This window comes from Frankia sp. BMG5.60, from assembly GCF_059428125.1.
In genome coordinates this window covers 1,202,839-1,224,330 of record NZ_CM182091.1, presented here as the reverse complement: position 1 = coordinate 1,224,330, position 21,492 = coordinate 1,202,839, and the positions used below count along the sequence as shown (strand labels likewise).

Below are 21,492 nucleotides of genomic sequence, written 5' to 3'. Positions count from 1 at the left end.
GGACAGCCGGGGCTCAGGCGGTCGAGCGGGCGTCTGCGGCCAGGCGGCGCAGGAACTCCTCGACCACGTCGACGAGCTCCCCGACCACCTCGCCCGGCACGTCCGGACCGAGCACGGCCGGCAGCTCGGTCTCGGCCGAGCCGGCGAAGCTGCGGGTGCTCAACCGGACCATCGACTCGAACACCGGGACCCCGAGGCTGGCGGCCTGGTGGATGTGGGGCCGCAGGAAGCTGGTCGGCTGCCCGCGGTAGTACTGGACCATCATGAGCACGACGCCGAGCACGCGCGGCTCGAGGCGCTTCGCCGCGGGATGCACGCCGGACTGCAGGTCCGCGACCCGGTTGTACTCCCAGACGTAGCGGCGCAGCTTGCCCAGCAGGTGCTCGATGCCGAGCGCGGAGAAGTTGTCCGGGCGGGCCGGGATGAGCACGTGGTCGCAGGCGGCGATCGCGGCGCGGGTCATCACCCCGAAGTGCGGCGGGCAGTCGATGAGGACCAGGTCGTAGTCGCCCATCCCGGGGGAGGCGAGCCCGGTGGCGAGGCGCTGGTAGACGTCGAAGTAGTGGCGGGTGGACCGGTGCGCCTGGGCCCCGCCCAGGTGGGCGGCGAGGTTCATCTCGATGTCGCCGAGGGACAGGTGCGAGGCGAGCAGGTCCAGCGTGCCGCCGCGCTCGGCGACGGCGGCGGCGGCGATCTGCGGGGTCGTCACGTAGCCGGCCAGCGGGGGCGGGATGGTCTCCGGCCGCCACGACTCGAACCAGGCCTTCATGGTCCTGCGGTGGTCGGCGAGCTCGGATCGCCAGGCCTCCGGCTGGTAGAAGGAGAACGTGAGGTTCGCCTGCGGATCCAGGTCGATCAGCAGGACCCGCCGGCCCAGCCGGGCGATGGCGGCGCCGATGTTCGCGGTGAGCGTCGTCTTGCCCACCCCGCCCTTGTAGCTGGCGATCGCCACGACCTTCACCGCATCCTCGCTCCCGGTCGTGCGCCCCGCCCGACCGCGCGGTGACGTCTCCTCGTGCCTGGCCGGACCGGCAACTGCTCCGTGTCCGGCTCACAAGCAGACTACGGCCGCCGCGGATGTGGTCCCGTGGCCTGGGAGGTACACCGCCGCGCCGGCCCGCCGCGCCGGTCCGCCCGGCCGGCGGGGTGGCCAAATCGGGCGATGGGCCCACCGCCCGGTGCGGCGGTGCCGAGCCGCCCGGGAGTCCTGCGCGACGGCGCCGGGCATCCTCCGCGCCGGCCCGTCCCGGCGGTGTGCGGCCGGTGCGGACAGGCTCCTTCCGGCTGGTGCTGTGGCCGCATCGGGCGCCCCTGCGCGGCCGGTCACGGCTCCCGTTCGTCGCCGCGGCCGTCCAGGCAGCGGGAGAGCCAGTCGGTCGCCGCGGCGAACTCGCGGTCCGACACCTGCGCGCGCACGGACGCGGCCACCCCGTCGGCCCGCGGATACGATCCGAGGAAGCGCACTTTCGGGCAGATCCGGTACAGCCCCATCAGGGCCTCACCGACCCGGCGGTCGCTGGCATGCCCCTCGGCGTCGAGGGAGAAGCAGTACTGGCCGAGGCCCTCGCCGGTGGGCCGGGACTCGATCCGCATCAGGTTGACCCCGCGCACGGCCCACTCCTGGAGCAGCTCCAGCAGCGCGCCGGGGTGGTTCTCGGTCAGCCACGCCACCGCGGACGTCTTGTCCGCCCTGGTCGGTGCGGCGATGCGGCCGGGGCGGCCGAGCAGGACGAAGCGGGTCGTGGCGTCGGCGGCGTCGTTGATGTCCGTCACCAGCGCCTCCAGACCGTAGAGGCGGCCGGCGAACTCCCCGGCAAACGCGCAGTCGAAGCGCCCGTCGCGGACCAGGCGCGCCCCCTCGGCGTTGGACGCGGCCGACTCCCACTCGGCGTGCGGCAGGTTCGCGGCGAGCCAGCGGCGCACCTGGGCCTGGGCCACCGGATGGCCGGTGACCGTCTTGACGTCCTCGAGGGTGGTGCCGGGCCGCACGAGCAGGGCGAAGCTGATCGGCAGCAGCACCTCCCGGTAGATCATCAGGGGACTGCCGGTGGCGAGCTCGTCGAGCGTGGTGGTCACGGCGCCCTCGACGGAGTTCTCGATCGGCACGAGCGCGCCGGCCGCGTCGCCGCTGCGTACCGCGTCCAGTGCCGCCGTCACGGAGGCGGAGGGAACCAGCTCGCCGGTCGCCGCCTCCGGCAGCGTCTGGAGCGCGGCCTCGCTGAAGGTCCCCTCGGGGCCGAGGTAGGTGTAGCGGGCCTGGGCAGGCAAGTCAGACCTCCTGGGACCGGATCGGGCAGCGCTCGTCGTCGGGCGCTGCGTGGAAGGTCGAATGCTGCGTGGCGAGTCGTGTGCTGATCGGGTTGCGCGGGCGGGCTTCAGCGGCGGACGGGCTTCAGAGGTGGCGCAGCAGCGTGGTGGGGTCCTCGACGGCGTCGGCGACGAAGCGCAGGAACGCCCCGGCGGTGGCGCCGTCGCACACCCGGTGGTCGAAGGTGAACGACAGCTGCACGACGCTGCGCACGGCCAGCGCGCCGTCCACCGCCCACGGCCGGGGAACGATCCGACCGACCCCGAGCATCGCCACCTGCGGGTGGGCGATGATCGGCGTGGACCCGTCGACGCCGAAGACGCCGTAGTTGTTCAGCGTGAACGTGCCGCCCGTCAGCTCGGCGGGGGTGAGCCGGCCCCCGCGGGCGGCCGCGGTCAGCCGGGTGAGCTCGGCGGACAGCCGGGCCGTGGACATGTCCTCGGCGTGATGTACCACCGGCACGGCCAGCCCGCGCGGGGTCTGCGCGGCGAACCCCAGGTGGACGCCGCCGTGGCGGCGCACGCCGGTGGCGCGGCCGCCGGTGTCGGTGACGACGGAGGAGTTCAGCTCCGGCGCGCGCAGCAGCGCGGCGACGCAGACGCGGGCGAGGATCGCCAGCAGCCCGATCCTCGGTTCGGCGCCGCCGGTGTTGAGGGCGTCGCGGGCGGCGAGCAGGCCGGTGGCGTCGGCGTCGACCCAGCAGGTGGCGTCGGGCACCTCACGCCGGCTGCGGGTGAACGTCTCCGCGGCCCGCCGCCCGATCGCGTCGAGGGGGACGACGGTGGCATCGGACTCGGCGGGGCGCGGCGCGGGGGCCTGCGGGTCCCCGACGGCGGCCTCGACGTCGCGGCGCATGATCAACCCGCCCGGGCCGGTGCCGGTCAGCACCTGCAGGTCGACGCCGTGGTCGCGGGCGAGGCGGCGCACGAGCGGCGACACGACCGCGACCGCGGTCCGCACGGCCGACCCCGACGGCTCGGACGAGCCGGCCAGCATCGCCGACCCTGCCGATCCCGCCGACCCTGCCGATCCCGCCAACCCTGCCGATCCCGCCAACCCTGCCGATCCCGCCAACCCGGACCGCCCGGACGATCGCGGCGGCCCGGAGGGCATGGCCGGCCGTGGGGTCGGGATGGTGCCGACCCGCCGGCGGCGAGGCCGGGACGGCTCGGTGCTGACGCCGTAGCCGACGAGGATGTTCCCCGAACCCGACCTCGACCCTGAACCGGACCCGGTCCCCGCTCCGGAGCCCGATCCGGAGCTGGCGGCGGAACCCGGGGCCGCGGTGGCCGTCGCCGGCTCGTCGACGGCCACGGTGATCAGCGCGGCGCCGACGGGGACGCCGGTGCCGGCGGGGCCGGCGAGGGAGGTGACGACGCCGGCGTAGGGGCAGGGCACCTCGACGACGGCCTTGGCGGTCTCCACCTCGGCGACGGGCTGGTCGACGGTGATGACGTCCCCGACGTCGACGAACCAGCGGACCACCTCGGCGGAGGTCAACCCCTCACCGAGGTCGGGAAGGGCGAAGGCGCGTACCGCGGCCACGGGCTCACTGCTCCCACTGGAGTCGGGCGACGGCGTCGAGGATGCGGTCGACGCTGGGCAGGTGGTGCTTTTCGAGCATGGGCGGGGGATAGGGGATGTCGTAACCGGTCACCCGCAGCACGGGGGCGGCGAGGTGGTGGAAACACCGCTCGGTGACCCGGGCGGCGATCTCCGCGCCGACGCCGGCGAAGCCTGCCGCCTCGTGGACGACGACGGCGCGGCCGGTCGCGCGCACCGCCGCGCAGACCGTCTCGTCGTCGAACGGCACCAGCGAGCGCAGGTCGACGACCGCGAGGTCCCAGCCCTCCGACCGGGCGGCCTGCGCCGCCTCCAGGCAGACGGGCACCGACGGGCCGTAGGTCAGCAGGGTCGCCGAGGTGCCCGGCCGGCGCATCATCGCCCGGCCGATCGGCGGCACCTGGGCCGTCGAGACCTCGGCCGGCGAGAAGTCCGCCGCCGACCAGTAGAGCCGCTTCGGTTCCAGGAAGACCACGGGGTCGTCCGAGGCGATCGCCGAACGCAGCAGCCCGTAGCTGTCGGCGACGGTGGCGGGGGTGACGACGTGCAGGCCGGGGGTGTGCGCGTAGTACGCCTCGCTGGAGTCGCTGTGGTGCTCCACGCCGCCGACGCCCCCGCCGTACGGCACCCGGATCGTGATCGGCAGGCCCATCCGCCCGCCCGTGCGGTTGCGCATCTTCGCCACGTGCGAGACGACCTGCTCGAACGCCGGGTAGGCGAAGGCGTCGAACTGCATCTCCACGACCGGCCGCAGTCCGTACATCGCCATGCCGACGGCGGTGCCGAGGATGCCCGCCTCGGCCAGCGGGGTGTCCAGGCAGCGCTGCGCCCCGAACTCGGCGGCCAGCCCGTCGGTGACCCGGAACACGCCGCCGAGCGTGCCGACGTCCTCGCCGAGGACGTGGACGCTGGCGTCCTCGCGCAGCGAGTCGCGCAGCGCCGCGTTGAGGGCGGCCACCATCGTCGTGCTCATCGGGTCTCGTCCTCGGCGGCGTCCGTGGCGGCGGCGGCCGTGGCGGCGTCGGCGTCCGCGTCGAGGCGTGCCGCGAGCTCGGCGGCCTGCTCGCGCAACTGGCTCGTCGGCCGCGCGTAGACGTGGGTGAACAGGGAGTCCGGGTCGGGGTCCGGCGGGTTGTCGAACTGGGCGCGGATCTCGTCGGCGAGGGCCTCGGCGGCTTTCGCGGCGGCGGCCACGCCCGCGTCGTCGAGCAGCCCCGCGGCGCGCAGATGTGCCTCCAGCAGCGTCAACGGGTCACGGGCCCGCCAGGCGTCGACCTCGGCGGCGCTGCGGTAGCGGGTCGCGTCGTCGGCGTTGGTGTGCGCGTCCAGCCGGTAGGTGACCGCCTCGACGAGCACGGGCCCGCGGCCCGACCGGGCATGCTCGACGGCCGCGGACAGCACGCTGTGCATCGCCAGCGCGTCGTTGCCGTCGACCAGGCGGCCGGCGATGCCATAGCCCACCGCCTTGTGGGCGAGCGACGGCGCCGCGGACTGGCTGGCCAGCGGCACGGAGATCGCGTAGCCGTTGTTCTGGACCAGGAACACCACGGGCGCGCCCAGCACCCCGGCGAAGTTCAGCGCCTCGTGGAAGTCGCCCTCGCTGGTGCCGCCGTCGCCGACGAGGGCGAGCGCGACCAGGTTCTCGGCCGCGACGGGATCCGTCGCCGCGCGCAGGCGGGCGGCATGGGCCAGGCCCACCGCGTGGGGCGCCTGGGTGGCCAGCGGCGTCGACAGCGGCGCGATCCGGTGCTCGTACGGGTCGTAGCCGCTGTGGGCGTGCCCGCGCATCAGCGTCAGCGCGTCCAGCGGCCGCACGCCCCGGGCCACCACCGCGAGGGTGTCGCGGTAGCTCGGGAACAGCCAGTCCACCCCCCGCAGCACCATCGCCGCGGTGATCTGGCAGGCCTCCTGGCCGGTGGACGCGGGGTACACGGCGAGCCGACCCTGCCGGGTCAGCGTCGTGGCCTGCTGGTTGAAGCGGCGCCCGAGGACCAGCCGGCGGTACAGCTCGCGCTGCAGCTCGGCGTCGAACGTCTTCGCCGCCGGGGTGCCGAGGATGCGCACCGGCTCGGGATCGGGCAGTAACGGCGCGGGGTCACGGCGCGGGCCGTGGGAGTGCGGGGGCCCGACGAGGCCGGGTGCGGTGCTGTCGTCGAGGACGGTCATGGGCCACCTTCGGGACTGGGTGGTGGAATGGGGGTGGCTGCCTGCCCCAAGCCGGCGCTGCCCCGAGCCGCCCTGCCCCGGCGGGGCCCGTCGAGGGCTCCCGCGTCGCGGTGGCGGGCCTTGCGCTGCCGGGCTCGCGTCGGCCTCGTTGCAGTGCGCGGGCTGGCGAAGTGCCAGCGCGTCCTGCTCCTGTGCCGCGTCCTGTCCCGGGGCTGCGACACGGCTTGGGGTGGCGCCACGGCTCGGGGGCGTGCCATGGCTCGGGAGTCGTCACGGCCTGCGCCGTGGTTGCTGCCATGCGGCGTCCGGGGGACACCGGGCAGGGTCAGACGGAGGACGCCGTGGCAGCGTGCGGTCCGGCCCGAGGTGGTCCGGCCCGAGGTGGTCCGGCTCGCCGGCAGGCCCGGTTCGGGCGCCGTCGGTGGTCACGATCCGTCTCCGCTCACCTACTTCGCTCAGGGTGGACTCCGGTGCATTCCTGGAGTCCGCATCCGCGCTGTGGCCGGCCTCTGCGATCGATTTTCCACCGCCTGTCGACACTTGGCTTGTGGCGATAATCACCTTGGGTTGACTGTGCGGCGCGAATTGTTGCGCGGCCCACCTTCTACGTCGTGTAGAAAGGAGGTCGCGGGCGCGGCAGGGGTCGGTGGGATGGTGGCGGAACGGCCATTACGGCGCCCCGCGGCCGAGCCCCCCGAAGTTGTGGCATGCCCAGCTGTCAACGGCGGTGAGGTTTCGATCCGCCTGCTCCCGCCGCGGTCGGGAGGGGGCGCGGATATGGCGGAGAAGGCGACGACGGCAGATGCCGGCGAGGGGAGGTGGCTAGCCGAGAGCCCCGGTCTGTTGCAGCAGCGTCAGCGCGTCGGCGACGGCCCAGTGCTCGAACATGAGCCCGTCCCGATAACGGGTGAGGTCCATGACGGCGAACTCGACCGGCCGGCCGGAGGCGGGAACGCCGAACCATTCCCCGGTGTGCCGACCACGGAACACCTTGTGGGTGGAGACGACATCACCCTGGCCGATGCAGTGCAGGAGCTCGACCCGGAAGTCCGAGAATGCCGCGTGCAGGGCCTCGGTGGCCACGCGCACACCGTCCCGGTCGGGACTCTGCCCCGGGCTCGCCGTGTGATTACGGAAGTCGGCGTGCACGAACTCCTCGACGAGGTCAGCCCTGCCCTGACCCTGCACCCGCTCGACGAAGGAACGCATGCGCTCGATGTTGGAGCCCGATTCGGCCACGTCGCCTCACCCGTCTCGGCAGCAGGGACAAGGTGTGCACCATGGGAAGACAAGGTGTGCACCGCGGGAATACGTGCCCGATCGTACCCGCGGTCACACCTCGGCGGCCCGGCCGGAAGCCGTGACAGCAGAAAGCCGTGACAGCAGAAAGCCGTGACGGCAGGCCGGTCAGGCGTTGATCGCGCCCCCGGCGAGCAGGCCGGCGAGCAGGACGGCGACGGCGATGCGGTAGACGATGAAGGCGTTGAAATTGTGCCGGGCGACGAACTTGAGCAGCCACGCGATGGAGGCGTACGCGACGACGAAGGAGACCAGCGTGCCCACCGCGAGCGGCGCGGCCGAGACGCCGCCGCCGACGGCGTCCTTCAGTTCGTACAGACCGGCGCCGGTCAGCGCCGGAATGGACAGGAAGAACGACAGCCGGGTGGCGGCGACCCGGTCGAGGTCGCGGATGAGACCGGTGGAGATCGTCGCACCGGATCGGGAGAAGCCCGGGAAGAGCAGGGCGAGGATCTGCGAGGTTCCGACGATCATGGCGTCGGGCAGGGAGATGTCGTCCTCGCCGCGCTTGTGCCGGCCGTACTGGTCGGCGAACCACATCAGCGCGCTGCCGGCGAGCAGCGAGGCTGCGACGACCCACAGTGAGGCGAGCGGTCCGTCGATGAGGGGCTTGGCGGCCAGCCCGACGAGCACGACGGGGATCGTCGCGTAGATGACCCACCAGGTGAACGTGTAGTCGTGGTTCGTCCGCGCCGCCGGGTTGGCCAGGCCGCGGCCCCAGGCGGTGACGAAGCGGCGGATGTCGGCGAAGAAGTAGACGAGGACGGCCGCGATCGCGCCGACCTGGATGACGGCGGTGAAGCCGACGACTGCCTTGTCGTCCACCTGGATGTCCATCAGCCCCTCGGCGATCTTCAGGTGGCCGGTGGAGGAGATCGGGAGGAACTCGGTCAGTCCCTCGACGATGCCGAGGATGGTGGCCTGTCCGACGCTGATCGCGCTCACGTGATGGCTGTCCTAGCTGGTCTCGATGCGGTGGCGGCCCGCGACGCGGTGCCCGCCCGGGACGCGGCGCGGGTCCGGGTGGCGGCGCCGGGCTGAGCGGCGACACAGGTCTGGGATGCGGCACTGGCCCGGGCTCGCTGCCGCGGGTGGGCGGAGCCTGACCGGCAGCATGCTAGATCACTGGTCGTGTGAGGACGATGTGACCCCCCCGGATGCCTGCCCGGGGCGCGCCCGGCGGTGGGCGCGGTACTCGCGCAGCACCGGTATGGCCGACAGCACCACGATCACCAGGGATACGGGAATCATGTAGCGTTCGATCGGGATGGTCCGGCCCAGCGCGTAGCCGAGCAGCGTCACCCCGGCGGCCCACAGCACCCCGCCGATCAGGTTGAACGTCGTGAACACCCGCACCGGCATCCGCACGACGCCGGCCAGCGGATTGAGGAACGTCCGGACGACCGGCACGAACCGGGCGAGCACGACGGCCTTGCCGAACCCGTACTTGTCGAGCACCCCGCGGGCCTGCTCGACGTATTCCTGCCGGAAGAACCGGGAGTTCGGCCGGTCGAACAGCCGCGGCCCGGCCCGCCGGCCGACGAGATATCCGGTCTGCGCTCCCGCGACCGCCGCGACACAGGTGCCGAGCAGCACCGTGGTCAGGTGCAGGTGAGGCCCGGACGCGGCGGCGTCGCCGGCGCAGAAGGCCCCGGCGAGAAACAGCAGCGAATCACCCGGCAGGAAGAAACCCACGAAAAGACCGGTCTCCGCGAAGATGACGACCATCAGGCCGAACAGTCCGACGGAGGACACTATCGACGACGGATCGAGAATATTCAGCGCGATATCGCTGGACACGACAGGTCCCTCTCACCCGGGCGGCGACACGACGGCGGCGGGAGAACGGCATCGGTGATCACCGACCCGCCGCCAACCACCCTGCCGGGACGACGATGTGAAAGCCGTGTGAGCGTCGAATCCCGGCCGGGCGGGCAGGCGGCGGGGCAGGCGGGCGGCCCGTTTCACCGCGGCGCGGCGGTGCGGGTCTGCCGGCGGTATCCGTAGGCGACGAGCAGGACGAGGGCGCCGAGCAGGATCGCCGAGGCACCGGCGGTGCCGTAGGCGAGTCCGCCCTTGGCTGTCGGCTTGGTGAGCAGGTCGCCCAGGGTCGCGCCCATCGGGCGGGTAAGCACGAAGGCCGACCAGAACAACAGCGTGGTCGGGAGGCACCGGCTGTACCAGGCGACCGCGATGACCGCGAGCAGGGACCAGATCAGTGCCGCTGCGCCGGCATAGCCGAGGCCCGAACTGTCGGACAGGAAGTCGCCCAGCGAGGTTCCCAGCGTGTTCGACAGCAGAATGGCGGTCCAGTACAGCAGTTCGCCTCGGAAGGTGACGGGCCGGGTGATGTCGAAGGTGTGTCCGGAGCGCCACCAGACCGCGAACAGCAGCAGGAGCAGGGCGAGCAGAATCGCCGCGCCGCGGGGATAGCCCAGGCCGAGGGTGCGGTTGGCGAAGTCCGACATGGTGGTGCCGGCCATGCTGGTCGCCAGGATGACCGTCCAGTAGAGCCCGGGATGCAGGCGGTCGGCGCGGACCTGGGCCGTCAGACTGGCGAGGAACAACGCGATGAAGAGGATCGAACTGACGGCGTAGCCGACCTTCAGGGTCTGGGCCAGCAGATCGCCGCCGGTCTCGCCCAGGGTCGTCGCGATGATCTTCGTGATCCAGAACAGGAGCGTGACCTGGGGAATCTTGCTGACCGCGGGCAGGGCCCGGGCGGCGGCGCCCGGCCGGCGCCGCTGCCCCGGGACCCCGGTGGGCAGGGCGCCGTCCACCTCGGCGGGTGGCGCCGGTGCCGGATCTTCAGGGCCCATCGAGGCACACTCCACCGCACGGGGGCCCAAGATGTTGCTTCAAGTGAGGTGACATGCGCCCAGAGTAGGGATCGCGGATGTGGAGAGCATGAAGCCGGACCACCACACCACCGCAAGGTGCCAGCATTCCGCCGAACCTCGTCAGGAGGCCGCACCGGGCCGGCCGGTCGCCGGCGCGACTGTCCGGGCCGCGCTGCTACCGCAGCGCGCGATCCTGCGGGGCGTCGTCCGGGCGGGCGGGCTGCGGGATGACCGCGGGTGGGACCTCGTGGCGCTGGATGTCGCGGCGGGTGACGGCGACGTAGGCGACGAGAGCGACGATCAGGACGGTGGCGATCGCGCTGACCACTCCGTCGCCGAGGCCGACCCCGGTGCGGTCGTGCGGCTTGCCGAGCCAGTCGGCGAACGAGGCGCCGAGCGGGCGGGTGACGACGTAGGCCAGCCAGAACGCGGCGACCTCGGACAGCCCGAACCGCCACCAGGCGATCGCCGGCAGGGTGATGATCACCGCGAACATGATGCCGGAGGGCAGGAAGCCGAGGTGCAGCGTGCTCGCCGTCAGGTCCCCGAGGGCGGTGCCGAGCGCGAAGGTCGCGAGCACGGTGCACCAGTAGTAGGTCTCCCGGCGGCGGGTGACGATGCTGTGGATGGACAGCGTCCCCTCGCTGCGGTGCCACCGGCGGAACACCACGGCCAGCACGACGGCGTAGAAGATCGTCGTGCCGATGTGGCCGAACGGCGGCCCGTCGGCGGCCATGGTGCCGAAGACGGCCAGCATCACCACGGCGAACCAGTAGACCGGCGCCTGGTAGCGCCGCGACCGGAACTGCAGCCAGAGCGCGGCGACGAAACCGAGCAGGCCGATCGCCGCCGCCAGCACCAGGTTCACCCCGGCGAGGAAGTCCGCGGTGGCCTCACCCATCCCGGTGGTGAGGATCTTGATGACCCAGAACAGGGCCGTGATCTCGGGGACCTTGGGCGCGAGGGGCTCACGGCCGCGGATCCGGCGGTGGGACTTCGACCGCATCGAGTGCTCTTTCCAGGCGGGGGACATCGGCCGCCTGCAGAACATCACGCAGCGCGTGTGAGGAGCGTGTGAGAGCGACACCCCGGCCGCCGACCAGCCGACCGACCCACCAGCGCTGCGCCCGTCGCGACGTCGGTACGGCGCGGTCGAAACGGTGCGCCCCGGTCGTTCCGGCCTTTTAGTATTAGGAGCCGTCCGGCCGTTCTCGGGGATTGGCGGGGACAGTCTCGCGCAAGGTCATGTTCGGCGCCGGCTGCTTGCCGTGCTCTGCGTTCTGGGCGGTGTCCTGGTCCTCGCCTGCTGGCTGGTGACGGCCCTTTCGCCGGTGCCCTTCGGCTGGGCGGTGGCGGGCGGGGTGAGCGTCGTCGCCGTCCAGTATCTGGTCGCGCCGTGGGTCATCGCCTGGCTCGTTCCGGCGACGGAGCTCGCCCGCACGGCCGGCGGCTACCGCAGCGACGAGCCGGTGGCCGCGATCGTCGCGCGGCAGTGCCAGGCGGCGGGCCTGCCCCTGGTCCGGCTCGGCATCGTCGACGACGGCGATCCGAACGCGTTCACCTTCGGCCGCACCCGCCGCGACAGCCGGGTGTGGATCTCCCGCGGGCTGCTGGACCGGCTCGACGACCGCGAGGTCGAGGCGGTCGTGGCGCACGAGCTCGGTCATGTCGCGCACCGGGACGTGGCCGTGATGACCGTGGCCAGTCTCATCCCGATGGTCCTTTACGATGGTCCTTTACTTCGCGACGGCCGGCGGGCGCGCCGCGAACGGATCGGGCGGCAACGACGTCAACCGGCTGCTCGCCTTCGTCGCCTACCTCGCCGCGCAGCTCGCGCTGCTCGGTTTCGCCCGGGCGCGCGAGCTCGGCGCCGACCACGCCTCCTGCCGCGCCACCGGCGACGGCGACGCGCTGTGCTCCGCGCTGGTGCGCATCGCCTACGGCATCGACGAGGTGGGCCGCGAGCGGGCCGCGCGGATCGCCGCGCTGCGCGACGACGACGAGAAGCGCCCGGCCCGCCGCCTCGCCCGCCGGGGGCCCGGCTCCGGTCGACCGGTGCGCTGGGGGGCGGTGCGCGAGGCCGCGGCGGCGCGGCCGGGAGAGCGGGCGGCGGCCCGCGGCCGGTTCCTGGTGGAACTCCCCCTTCACCTGGGTGGCTGGGCGTGCGTGCTCGCCGCCTTCACCCTCTCCCAGCACAACCCGGATGTCGGCGGCCCGCGGACGGTCGCGGCGCTGGTCGCCGCCGCCGGGCTGCTGCTCGTCGTCCGCGCGGCGCTACGCAGCCCCCTGGGCGCGCCCGAGCCGGTGGACGAGGCCGCGAGCCTGCTCGAACGCCTCGACGCCGGACCGGTCGCCGCCGTGCCCGTCAGCCTGCGGGGTCGGATCGTCGGTCGGGGCGGCTACCTCGCCTCCCCGGACTTCGTCCTCGCCGACGACAGCGGCCTCGTGCCGATCGTCTACCTCCAGCCGTTTCCCGGCGCGCGGACATTCTTCGGGCTGACCGGAGCCGACGCCTTCGTGGACGAGGAGGTGCTGGTCACCGGCTGGTTCCTGCGCGCGCCCGGACCGTACGTCGAACTGCGCTCGATCACCGCCGCGTCAGGGCACACCGTCCGAAGCTGGCAGTTCATGGCCCGCTACGCCCTGTCGCTGGCCGTGCTCCTGCTCGGAGCCGTCCTGCTCGCCATGAGCCTCTAGGCGCGGCCGGGGGAATGCCCCCGGCGCGCGGGTCGGGAACGTGACGGGATGATCAGGAGCCGGTGGGCAGGAGCTCGACGACGGGGATGAGGCGGGTCACGGCCGCCTGCAGCTCGGTGAACTGCGGGTAGCGGGCGGCCTGGCGGGCGTACATCTCGTCGCGCTTCTCGCCGTGCACCTCGGTGGCCGTGACCTGCAGCCGCCGGCCCTCGACCTCGATGGTGGCCTGCGGGTCCGCGCGCAGGTCGTGCAGCCAGCGCGGGTCCTCGTCGACGCCCGGGTTCACGGCGTAGACGAAGTACCGGTCGGCGTCGGCGTAGAAGTTCAGCGGGCTCACATGCGGCGTCCCGTCGGCCTCCGCGCCACTGGTCAGCAGCAGCAGCGTGGCTCCCGCGTACTTTCCGGCGGGACGGCCGCCGTTGGCCCGGAACTCGTCGACGAAGTCGCTGATCTCCTGCGTGGTGAACATCTTCTGGCTCATCGGTTCGCCTTTTCTCCTGGTGCCGCGAACCGCGCGGGAGGGATCGGCCGCCGGGTCGGCAGCGCGCGTTCACCGGGCGCGGCGCGCGCGTTGCCGTCGCCGACGGGCGGAGTCGCAAGCCGATGGCGCTCGCCGCGCGGACAGACATCCGGGATACGTCCGGCCCTCGGCCCGCCGCGGTGGGACGTCCTTCACGCCGCCGACGGCAGGGCCGCGCACCAGGGCCTTTGCGTGGGACCGGCAAGGCGAACCGGCTGGCTGTGGCCGGTCCCACGCCTCGGAGTGGTATGCGCGAACCGTCAGAAGGTGCGGGGTGATTTCAGGAGGTGCGAGGGAAGTTGTAGAGCGTCCGCGCGTTGGTCTCGACCATCCGCAGGGCCTCGTCGTCGGGGACGTTGATCAGTGCCTCGGCGAGCAGCTTGCGGGTGTTCGGCCAGTTGCTGTCGGAGTGCGGGTAGTCGCTCTCGAACATGATGTTGTCGACGCCGATGCGGTGGCGCGCCTCCACGCCGGCCTCGTCGACGATGAAGCAGCCGTAGATGTGGTCGCGGAACAGCTCGCTGGGCCGCACCTCGGTGTTGACGTCGTTGTACCAGCGGTGGCGCTCCCACACGTAGTCGATGCGCTCCAGCATGTACGGCATCCAGCCGATGCCGCCCTCGGACAGCGCGATCTTGATCTGCGGGAACCGGTGGAAGACGGGGGAGAGCAGCAGCTCGGACGTCGCCGACATGGAGTTCAGGCCGAACAGCGAGATCGCGACGGTGAAGTTGGTCGTGGCCGCCTCGGGCGAGCACTGCGGCGATCCGCCGGAGCCGAAGTGCAGGCAGATCGGCATGCCGGTCTCGCTGGCGGCGGCGAGCACCGGGTCCCAGTGGGTGGTGTGCCAGGACGGCAGGCCGAGGCGGTCGGGCAGTTCGGGGAAGGTGATGCTGCGCGCGCCCTTGGCGGCGGTCCGCCGGATTTCGGCGGCGGCGGCCTCGACGTCCCAGTAGGGCACCATCATCAGCGGGATCTGCCGGTCGGGCGCGGCGGCGCACCACTCGTCGAGGATGAAGTCGTTGTAGGCCCGCACGGTCTCGGTGGCGAGCGCCAGGTCCTGCGAGGCGGCGAGGACGCTGCCGGCGAAACCGGCGAAGTTCGGGAAGCAGAGCTGGGCGTGGATGCCCTCCTCGTCCATGTCCCGGATCCGGTCGGCGATGCGGTAGCAGCCCGGTAACATGTCGTCATAGCTGCGGGGGTCGAGTCCGAAGTCCTTCGGGCTCTTGCCGGCCACCGCGTTGAGGGCGAAGTTGCCGGCCCGGCGGCCCTCGTAGATCCACCAGTCGTTGCCGTCCTCGGCGCGTTCGATGCGCGGGCAGACGTCCTGGTACTTCGCGGGCATGCGATCGAGCCAGACGCGCGGGTGCTCGATCACGTGATCGTCTACCGAGACGATCTGGGCGTTGGCGGGCAGCATGTGATCCTCCTAGGGGACGACGGCCGATCCGCTCCGTGGAGAAGTGCCGATCTTCTGACAAGTACGTCACATTTCCAGGAGCAGCGCAAGGGGCGGTCGAAAACGCCAGAGCGAGCGAATCTGACGACCGCGTCGCAACGCGATCGAGGCGTGAGGCCGGCGAGGACCGGTGAGGACCGGCGACGGCGGCGCACGCTGCCCAGGCGCTGGTCGGCGCAGGCGTGTTGTGGTCGCGGGATCGGGTAGCGCACACCCGTCGGCCCTGGCCGGGCCGGCCGCGGTGGTCGCCGGCCGGCGACCACCCGGATGTCCCTGGTTCATCCCGGTCGGTGTTCAACCCGGACGGTGTCCATCCCGGACGGCGACGGTCGGCTCATCCCGGAGCGAGACGGAGACCTGGCATGGCGAGCAAGCTGGCGGAGCGGGAGCGCGTGGATGCGGCGACGCTGCCCGAGGACGACATCGTGGGAGTTCTGCTCGCGCAGCACGCGCGGATCCGCGAACTGTTCGCGGAGGTCGGTGTGCGGCGCGGCAAGCACCGCGGGAGGGCGTTCGACGAGCTGCGGGCGCTGCTCGCCGCGCACGAGACGGGCGAGGAGATGGTGCTGCGGCCGGTGTCGCGCCGGTCGGCCGGCCCCGACGTCGTGCGGGCCCGCAACCACGAGGAGAAGCAGGCGGCGAAGGTGTTGGCCGCACTCGAGAAGCTGGACGTCACCGGCCCGGACTTCGACCGGCAGATCGCGGCGCTCGAACAGGCGGTGTCCGATCACGCCGAGCGCGAGGAGCTCGAGGAGTTCCCGGCGGTGCGGGCGGCCACCAGCCAGGACGAACGGCGCAAACTCGGTCGGCAACTGCGCGCGGTCGAGAGCCTGGCGCCGACCCACCCCCACCCGAGCACGGTGGGCTTCCCCCTCGCCCAGTGGGGCGTAGGCCCGTTCGCGTCGCTGGTCGACCGGGCCCGCGACGCGGTGCGCCACAGGTAGGCCCTGCACCACAGGTAGACGGTCTCAGATGCGCCCGCCGCCGCGGCCGGACAGCGCGCGGCGGGCGCCGCGGGCGTGATCGAGCCAGCCGGCGGCGCCGCGCAGGACCGGGGTCTCGTCGCCCCGGCCCGTGCTGGCGCCGACGAGCCATTCGCGCAGGACCGTGCTCGTGGCCACGGCGGGGACCCAGCCGAGCTCCCGGCGGGCCCGCGCCGTGTCCATGATCGGAACGCCGCGGGCGAGGTCGATCCAGCCGGGGCTCACGGGTGCCAGCCGGGCCCGGTAGGCGGCGCCGACCGCGGCGCGCAGCAGCGCCGGTGGCAGCGGGACCCCGCGCCCGCCGAGCATGTCGGGCAGCGTCTCCGGCGTGGTCGGCGGGTCCACGGCGATGTTGTAGGCGCCGCGGGCCACCGGGCTGGTGGCGGCGGCCGCGAAGGCGGCGGCGGCGTCGCGGGAGTGCACCACCTGGAACGTCAGCCCGCGCACGACCGGGACGACCGGCAGCCGACCCTCGCCGGCGCCGAGGAGGCGCAGCAGGCCGGGCGGCGCCAGCGGGCCGAGGAAGTACCGGGCCTGCGACTGCGCCGCGGCGGCGGACAGCACGATCGCCGGGCGCAGCCGGGACACCCGGATCCCCGGATGATCGGCTTCGAGGCTGTCCAGCAGGTGCTCCACGGCGACCTTCTGGACGCTGTACGGCGACGTCTCGATCCCCGTGGTCGGCCAGTTCTCGTCGACCGGTCGGTGGGACTCCCGGGGGCGGTAGGCGCCGACCGACGACGCGTACACCAGCGCCGGCACCCCGGTGGCCAGCGCCGCCGCGAACACCCGTTCGCTGCCCGCGACGTTCGTGGCCGCCGTGAGGACCGTCGCCCGCTCGGGCTGGATCAGCCAGGCCAGGTGCACGACCGACGCGCAGCCGCGGAACGCCTTCTCCAGCTCGCCGAAGGCCCCGGGGCGCGCCACGTCGAGTGCCAGCCAGCGGACCTTGCCCCGCCGGGGACCGGAGGAGGGAGAACCGGGGGACGGGGGACCGGGCGGTGGGCGGCGGGCGATCGCGACGACCTCCTCGACCCGCCGGTCGGCCGCCAGTTCGCGGACCAGGTGAAAACCGATGTTGCCGGACGCTCCGACGATGGCGACTCGCATCCTGTTCCCGTGCCCCGCCCGTGGCCATCAACCCGTGCCGGAACCTGTCCGTACGATCGCGTCGTGGCCGACGCTCTCGCTCAGCTCGATGACTACCTCGCCGCCCGCCGTCCCGAGTTCACCGACCGGCTCACCCGCCTCGTCGGGATTGCCGGCGTCAGCGCCGATCCCGCCCACCAGCCCGACATCGGGCGCACGGCCGACCTCGCCGCGACGCTGCTGACGGACGCCGGCCTCGCCGCCCGGATCGTGCCCACGCCCGGCAATCCCGTCGTTCACGGCGAGTACCGCGCCGGCTCCGACTGCCCCACCGTCACGATCTACAACCACCTCGACGTCCAGCCCGCCGACCCGGCGCAGTGGGACACCGAGCCGTTCCGCCTGACCATCTCCGGGGACCGTTACGTCGGTCGCGGCAGCACCGACGACAAGGGCCCCGCACTCACCGCGCTGCAGGCCGCCCAGTATGCCATCGCCCACGAGCTGCCGGTCAACATCGCCTTCGTCTGGGAGCTGGAGGAGGAGATCGGCAGCCCCAACTTCGAGGCCTTCGTCCGCCAGGAGCTGCCGCGGCTGGCCACCGACTCCGTGCTCGTCTCCGACACGGTCTGGATCGCCGCCGGCCGGCCCGCCATCGACTACGGCCTGCGCGGCCTGGTCACGTTCGAGGTGAGCATCGAGACCGGTACCAACGACACCCACTCCGGCCTCACCGGCGGGCCGGCCCGCAACCCGCTGGCCGAACTCGCCCAGATCGTGGCGGAGTGCCTCGACCCGGCGACCGGGCGTGTGCTCATCCCCGGCTTCGCCGACGCCGCCGCGCCGGTGACCGACGAGGAGATCGACAGCTTCGTCGCGTCCGGCTTCGACGTCGCCACCTTCATGGCGATGCACGGCCTGACCTCGATGCGCACCACCGACGTCCGCTCCGTCCTCGCGCGGATCATGGGCGAACCGACGTTCGAGGTGCACGGCTTCACCGGCGGCTACACCGGCCCGGGCGTGAAGACCGTCATCCCGCCGCGCGCCGGCGTCAAGCTCAGCTCCCGCATCGTTCCCCATCAGGACCCGCATGCCGTGTTCGAGCTGGTCCGCGACTTCATCCAGCGTCGCCACCCGGACGCCCACGTCGAGCTCGAGGCTGCCCTGCCCGCCTACCTCGGCCCCCGCACCGGCCCGCACGCCGACGCCGCCCGCGCCGCCGTCGAGTACGCCTTCGGCGTGACCCCGGCGTTCGTCCGCGAGGGCGGCTCGATCGGTGCCGTGCTCACCATGGACCGCTACCTGAAGGCGCCCGTGATCCTGCTCGGCCTCAGCCTGCCCAGCCACGGCTACCACGCGCCGAACGAGCACTACGACTGGACCCAGGCCGCCGGCGGCACCAAGATGTTTGCCCACTACTTCGCCCACCTGGCCGCAGGCGGGGGCGCGGGCCGCTGATCCACCTGAACTGCTGACCCGCTGACCCGCTGACCCGCTGATCGGCCGCGTCCGGAAGGCGGTCCTCACGTGTTCCGGGAGTGTCCGACGCGTGCGGGCGTAACGGTGCGCGGAGTAGCGTCCAGGGGAAACGTCCGGGATGTGTCGCTGGCTGGCCGTGCGTCGGACCAGGCGGCCGCGTGACCGGACTACCGGTGTGGACGGACGCGGGAGGCGGCTTCATGGCAGCGGTCAGGCTTGACGCACGGCGCATCGTGATCACGGGCGGAGCCAGCGGCATGGGCGCGGGGCTCGTGCAGGCGCTGCCCGGTCTCGGCGCGGACGTCGTCTCCCTCGACATCACCGTCGATCCCGGCGAGCGGATCGCCGCGCAGGCCGGTGCCCGCTTCGTCCCCTGCGACGTCACGGACACCGACTCGGTCGACACCGCCTTCGCGAAGGCGGTCGCTCACCTCGGCGGCCTGGACGTCCTCATCCACGCCGCCGGCATCGCGCCCGCCGCGCCGGCCGCCGAGCTCACCGTCGACCACTGGAACAAGATCCTCACCGTCAACGCCACCGGCACGCTGCTCACCAACCAGGCCGCGTTCGCCCACCTGCGCGAGCACGGCGGCCAGATCATCAACTTCGCCTCCGCCGCCGGCGTGCTCGGCTACCCGAACAAGGCCGCCTACGCCGCCAGCAAGGGCGCCGTCGTCGCCTGGACCCGCACCGTCGCCGTCGAATGGGCCGGCCACGGCATCACCGTGAACGCGGTCGCCCCCGCGATCGTGACGCCGATGTACGAGCGGACCCGCGCCTCGATGACCGCCGAGCAGCTCGCCGCGCACGACGCCGACCTGGCGCGCAGCATCCCGATCGGCGGGAAGCTCGGCGACGTCCAGCGCGACTTCGTCCCCGTCCTCGCCTTCCTCGCCAGCGACGGCGCCCGCTTCATGACCGGCCAGATCTTCCCCGTCGACGGCGGCACCCTGATGATGCGCTGACGTCCCGACCCGTCGCCGACGCCGGCCGGCGGCCCGTACTCCCCGGCGTGGGCCGGCCCCTTCGGATTCGGGCGGGGTTTGCCGCCGCGGGCGACGGCAATATCGGGGAGAGCGCGGGCGATCGGGACAGGAACGTCGCCGGTGACAGGTCAGGCCCGCCCGACGGTGACGCGGTCGAGGCCTGCCCGCAGGGTCGGCCGTGGACCGCCGAGTGACCGGGACCGGTCGGCGAGGGGAGTGGTCGGACGGCGACAAGGTCGAGGACGCGAGCGGGTGCGGCAAGAAGTCCGCACCCCGACGGCGCTGTCACGGGGCGTGACGGCGGGTTGGGTGCCGCGTTCGCGTCCGGCGGGGAGATGGGCCGGCTGATGGCGGCCAAGGACTGGGAGGCCACGTCCCTCGGCCCGCCCGGGACGTGGAGCATCAGCCTGCGCACCTGTGTCGGGCTGTGCCTGGAGTCCCGCTTCTCGATGGTGATCACCTGGGGGCCGGAGCTGGCCTACCTCTACAACGACGCCACCATCCCGATCCTCGGCCGCAAGCATCCCGACGCCCTTGGCCGGCCGTTCCGCGAGGTCTGGCCCGAGATCTGGGACTTCATGCGGCCGCTGCTCGACCAGGTGATGTCCGGCGGCGGCGCCACCTGGTCGCAGGACCAGCGGCTGCTGATGTTCCGGCACGGCTACCTGGAGGAGACCTACTTCACGTTCTCCTTCGGCCCGGTGCGCGACGCCGAACGCGGCGGGCAGATCGTCGGCGCGCTGACGACCTCGCAGGAGACGACCCGGCAGATGATCGACACCCGCCGTCTCGCCTGCCTGCGCGATCTCGCCGCCGTCGCCTCCGGCAGCGACCAGCGCTCGGTGTGCACCCGCGCCGCCGCGGTCGCGGGGCGCTGGCGCGACGACCTGCCCTACTGCCTCATCGTGCTGCGCGACCAGCGGCGCCCCCGCTCGCCGCCGCGGCTGATGGGCTGGTCGGGCCTGGCCGGCGAGGGCGCGGCCGCGGACCTGTTCGCCGCGCTCGCGCCGGGCGGTCCCGTCCCCGAGGCGACCGAGGCACTGGCGTCGGGGCAGGCGCGGGTCGTGGACCGGCTGGTGTCGCGGTGTCGGGTGGTGCCCGCGGACGCCTCGCCGCCGTCGAGTTCGGCGCTGGCGGTGCCGTTCGCCAACGGCCGGGACGGCCATCCGATCGGCCTGCTGCTGTCCGGCGTGAGCGACCAGCTCGCGCTCGACGGCGACTACCGCGACTTCGTCGCCCTGGTCGCCGGTCAGATTTCGAGCGCCGTCGTGTCGGCGCGCGGCCACGAGGCGGCGCGGGCGCGGGCGACACGTGCCCGCCGCCGCGCGCTGCGCGACGGGCTCACCGGGCTGCCGAACCGGGTGTCGTTCCTCGACCGGCTCGGGCGGGCCCTCGCCCGGGCCGAGGAGGACGGGTGGCAGGAGCGGGTGGGCCTGCTCTTCGTCGATCTCGACGGCTTCAAGGCGGTCAACGACTCTGTGGGCCACCAGGCGGGCGACTGGGTGCTGCGCGACATGGCGGCGCGGTTGCGGCGGGCGGTCCGTCCCGGCGACACCGTCGCCCGCCTCGCCGGCGACGAGTTCGCCGTGCTCTGCGCGGGGATCACCTCGTCGGCGGCCGTCGTGGGCATCGCCGACCGCATCGTCGAGACCGCCGCCGTGCGCTCGCCCGACGGCGGCCCGCAGGTCACCTCCAGCGTCGGCGTCGCCGTCTCCGGCCCCGGGCTGACCGACCCCCGCGAGATCCTGCACGCCGCCGACATCGCCATGTACGCCGCCAAGCGCCAGGGCCGCCACCGCCGCGTCCTGTTCGACGAGTCCCTGCGTACCCAGCCGACCCGCCGCCGCCAAGCCGGGCCTGGCAGGCGAGCTCGCCCGGGGACCATCGCCGCGGTCCCGGTTCGGACCTCGGCAGGATGACCGGTCAGACCAGGGGAAGGTCAGGCGCAGCGGCCCGCGGCGGCCAGTGTGCAGCACCGACAGCGTCGAGAAGGCGAGCCGGCGGACCGTCGGGAGCCGGATAAAGATCGAGTTGAAGTCCTCGATCGCGGTGGTCAGCTCGTCCAGGTTCAGCGGGCCGGCCGTGCGCGAGGGGTTCACG

18 protein-coding genes and 1 pseudogene are annotated in these 21,492 nt (G+C 73.1%); 6 read left to right on the top strand and 13 right to left on the bottom strand.

Annotated elements, in window-relative coordinates; translation table 11 throughout:
* Positions 1–13 precede the first annotated feature (13 nt).
* The 10 genes from AC5R91_RS04960 to AC5R91_RS04915 all read right to left on the bottom strand — a co-directional run bounded on the left by AC5R91_RS04960 (position 14) and on the right by AC5R91_RS04915 (position 11,182).
* Positions 14–961, bottom strand: a complete 948-nt coding sequence (locus AC5R91_RS04960; RefSeq protein ID WP_495395930.1) for a ParA family protein — start codon at positions 959–961, stop codon at positions 14–16.
* A 362-nt stretch (positions 962–1,323) separates the two neighbouring features.
* Entirely contained in the window at positions 1,324–2,268 is a 945-nt protein-coding gene (gene pheA, locus AC5R91_RS04955) for a prephenate dehydratase (protein ID WP_495395929.1), read from the bottom strand.
* Positions 2,269–2,392: 124 nt separating this feature from the next.
* Positions 2,393–3,853: a dihydrolipoamide acetyltransferase family protein gene (locus AC5R91_RS04950; protein WP_495395928.1), complete on the bottom strand. Its 1,461-nt coding sequence runs from the start codon at positions 3,851–3,853 to the stop codon at positions 2,393–2,395.
* 4 nt (positions 3,854–3,857) lie between these two features.
* On the bottom strand, positions 3,858–4,844 hold the full coding sequence (locus tag AC5R91_RS04945; RefSeq protein ID WP_495395927.1) for an alpha-ketoacid dehydrogenase subunit beta: 987 nt from the start codon (positions 4,842–4,844) through the stop codon (positions 3,858–3,860).
* Positions 4,841–6,037 carry a thiamine pyrophosphate-dependent enzyme gene (locus AC5R91_RS04940; protein WP_495395926.1) on the bottom strand — a complete coding sequence of 399 codons (1,197 nt, stop codon included), beginning with the start codon at positions 6,035–6,037 and terminating at the stop codon, positions 4,841–4,843. The genes AC5R91_RS04945 and AC5R91_RS04940 overlap by 4 nt, the downstream gene beginning before the upstream one ends.
* 822 nt (positions 6,038–6,859) lie before the next feature.
* Complete coding sequence (locus AC5R91_RS04935) at positions 6,860–7,276, bottom strand: ester cyclase (RefSeq protein ID WP_495395925.1); 417 nt, start codon at positions 7,274–7,276, stop codon at positions 6,860–6,862.
* A gap of 168 nt (positions 7,277–7,444) precedes the next feature.
* Positions 7,445–8,281: an undecaprenyl-diphosphate phosphatase gene (locus AC5R91_RS04930; protein ID WP_495395924.1), complete on the bottom strand. Its 837-nt coding sequence runs from the start codon at positions 8,279–8,281 to the stop codon at positions 7,445–7,447.
* 177 nt (positions 8,282–8,458) lie between these two features.
* Positions 8,459–9,136: a DedA family protein gene (locus tag AC5R91_RS04925; protein WP_495395923.1), complete on the bottom strand. Its 678-nt coding sequence runs from the start codon at positions 9,134–9,136 to the stop codon at positions 8,459–8,461.
* A 164-nt stretch (positions 9,137–9,300) separates the two neighbouring features.
* Positions 9,301–10,155, bottom strand: a complete 855-nt coding sequence (locus AC5R91_RS04920; protein WP_495395922.1) for a COG4705 family protein — start codon at positions 10,153–10,155, stop codon at positions 9,301–9,303.
* Positions 10,156–10,351: 196 nt separating this feature from the next.
* Positions 10,352–11,182 carry a COG4705 family protein gene (locus AC5R91_RS04915; protein WP_495395921.1) on the bottom strand — a complete coding sequence of 277 codons (831 nt, stop codon included), beginning with the start codon at positions 11,180–11,182 and terminating at the stop codon, positions 10,352–10,354.
* A 154-nt stretch (positions 11,183–11,336) separates the two neighbouring features.
* Between AC5R91_RS04915 and AC5R91_RS04910 the strand changes: the two are divergent.
* Together AC5R91_RS04910 and AC5R91_RS04905 are read left to right on the top strand one after the other, a co-directional pair.
* A pseudogene (locus tag AC5R91_RS04910) lies at positions 11,337–11,831 on the top strand (M48 family metalloprotease); the annotation flags it as partial.
* 73 nt (positions 11,832–11,904) lie between these two features.
* Positions 11,905–12,873 carry a hypothetical protein gene (locus AC5R91_RS04905; RefSeq protein WP_495395920.1) on the top strand — a complete coding sequence of 323 codons (969 nt, stop codon included), beginning with the start codon at positions 11,905–11,907 and terminating at the stop codon, positions 12,871–12,873.
* A gap of 52 nt (positions 12,874–12,925) precedes the next feature.
* Here AC5R91_RS04905 and AC5R91_RS04900 read toward each other — a convergent pair whose 3' ends face one another.
* Positions 12,926–13,354, bottom strand: coding sequence for a nitroreductase/quinone reductase family protein (locus tag AC5R91_RS04900; protein ID WP_495395919.1), 429 nt, complete (start codon positions 13,352–13,354; stop codon positions 12,926–12,928).
* A 319-nt stretch (positions 13,355–13,673) separates the two neighbouring features.
* The gene (locus AC5R91_RS04895) at positions 13,674–14,813 is read right to left on the bottom strand and encodes an amidohydrolase family protein (RefSeq protein ID WP_495395918.1); all 1,140 of its coding nucleotides are present in this window, start codon (positions 14,811–14,813) and stop codon (positions 13,674–13,676) included.
* A 401-nt stretch (positions 14,814–15,214) separates the two neighbouring features.
* On the opposite strand from AC5R91_RS04895, the gene AC5R91_RS04890 reads away from it, so the two are divergent.
* A complete protein-coding gene (locus AC5R91_RS04890; RefSeq protein ID WP_495395917.1) occupies positions 15,215–15,796 on the top strand; it encodes a hemerythrin domain-containing protein in 582 nt (193 codons plus the stop codon).
* 24 nt (positions 15,797–15,820) lie between these two features.
* On the opposite strand, the gene AC5R91_RS04885 is transcribed toward AC5R91_RS04890, so the two are convergent.
* The gene (locus AC5R91_RS04885) at positions 15,821–16,945 is read right to left on the bottom strand and encodes an NAD-dependent epimerase/dehydratase family protein (RefSeq protein ID WP_495395916.1); all 1,125 of its coding nucleotides are present in this window, start codon (positions 16,943–16,945) and stop codon (positions 15,821–15,823) included.
* A 63-nt stretch (positions 16,946–17,008) separates the two neighbouring features.
* Here AC5R91_RS04885 and AC5R91_RS04880 point away from each other — a divergent pair, with 63 nt between their 5' ends.
* The 3 genes from AC5R91_RS04880 to AC5R91_RS04870 all read left to right on the top strand — a co-directional run bounded on the left by AC5R91_RS04880 (position 17,009) and on the right by AC5R91_RS04870 (position 21,311).
* Positions 17,009–18,385 carry a M20/M25/M40 family metallo-hydrolase gene (locus AC5R91_RS04880; protein ID WP_495395915.1) on the top strand — a complete coding sequence of 459 codons (1,377 nt, stop codon included), beginning with the start codon at positions 17,009–17,011 and terminating at the stop codon, positions 18,383–18,385.
* 221 nt (positions 18,386–18,606) lie between these two features.
* Positions 18,607–19,371 (top strand): SDR family NAD(P)-dependent oxidoreductase, encoded by a 765-nt coding sequence (locus tag AC5R91_RS04875; protein ID WP_495395914.1) that lies wholly within the window; start codon positions 18,607–18,609, stop codon positions 19,369–19,371.
* A gap of 356 nt (positions 19,372–19,727) precedes the next feature.
* A complete protein-coding gene (locus AC5R91_RS04870; RefSeq protein WP_495397893.1) occupies positions 19,728–21,311 on the top strand; it encodes a diguanylate cyclase domain-containing protein in 1,584 nt (527 codons plus the stop codon).
* The last annotated feature ends 181 nt before the right edge of the window (positions 21,312–21,492 follow it).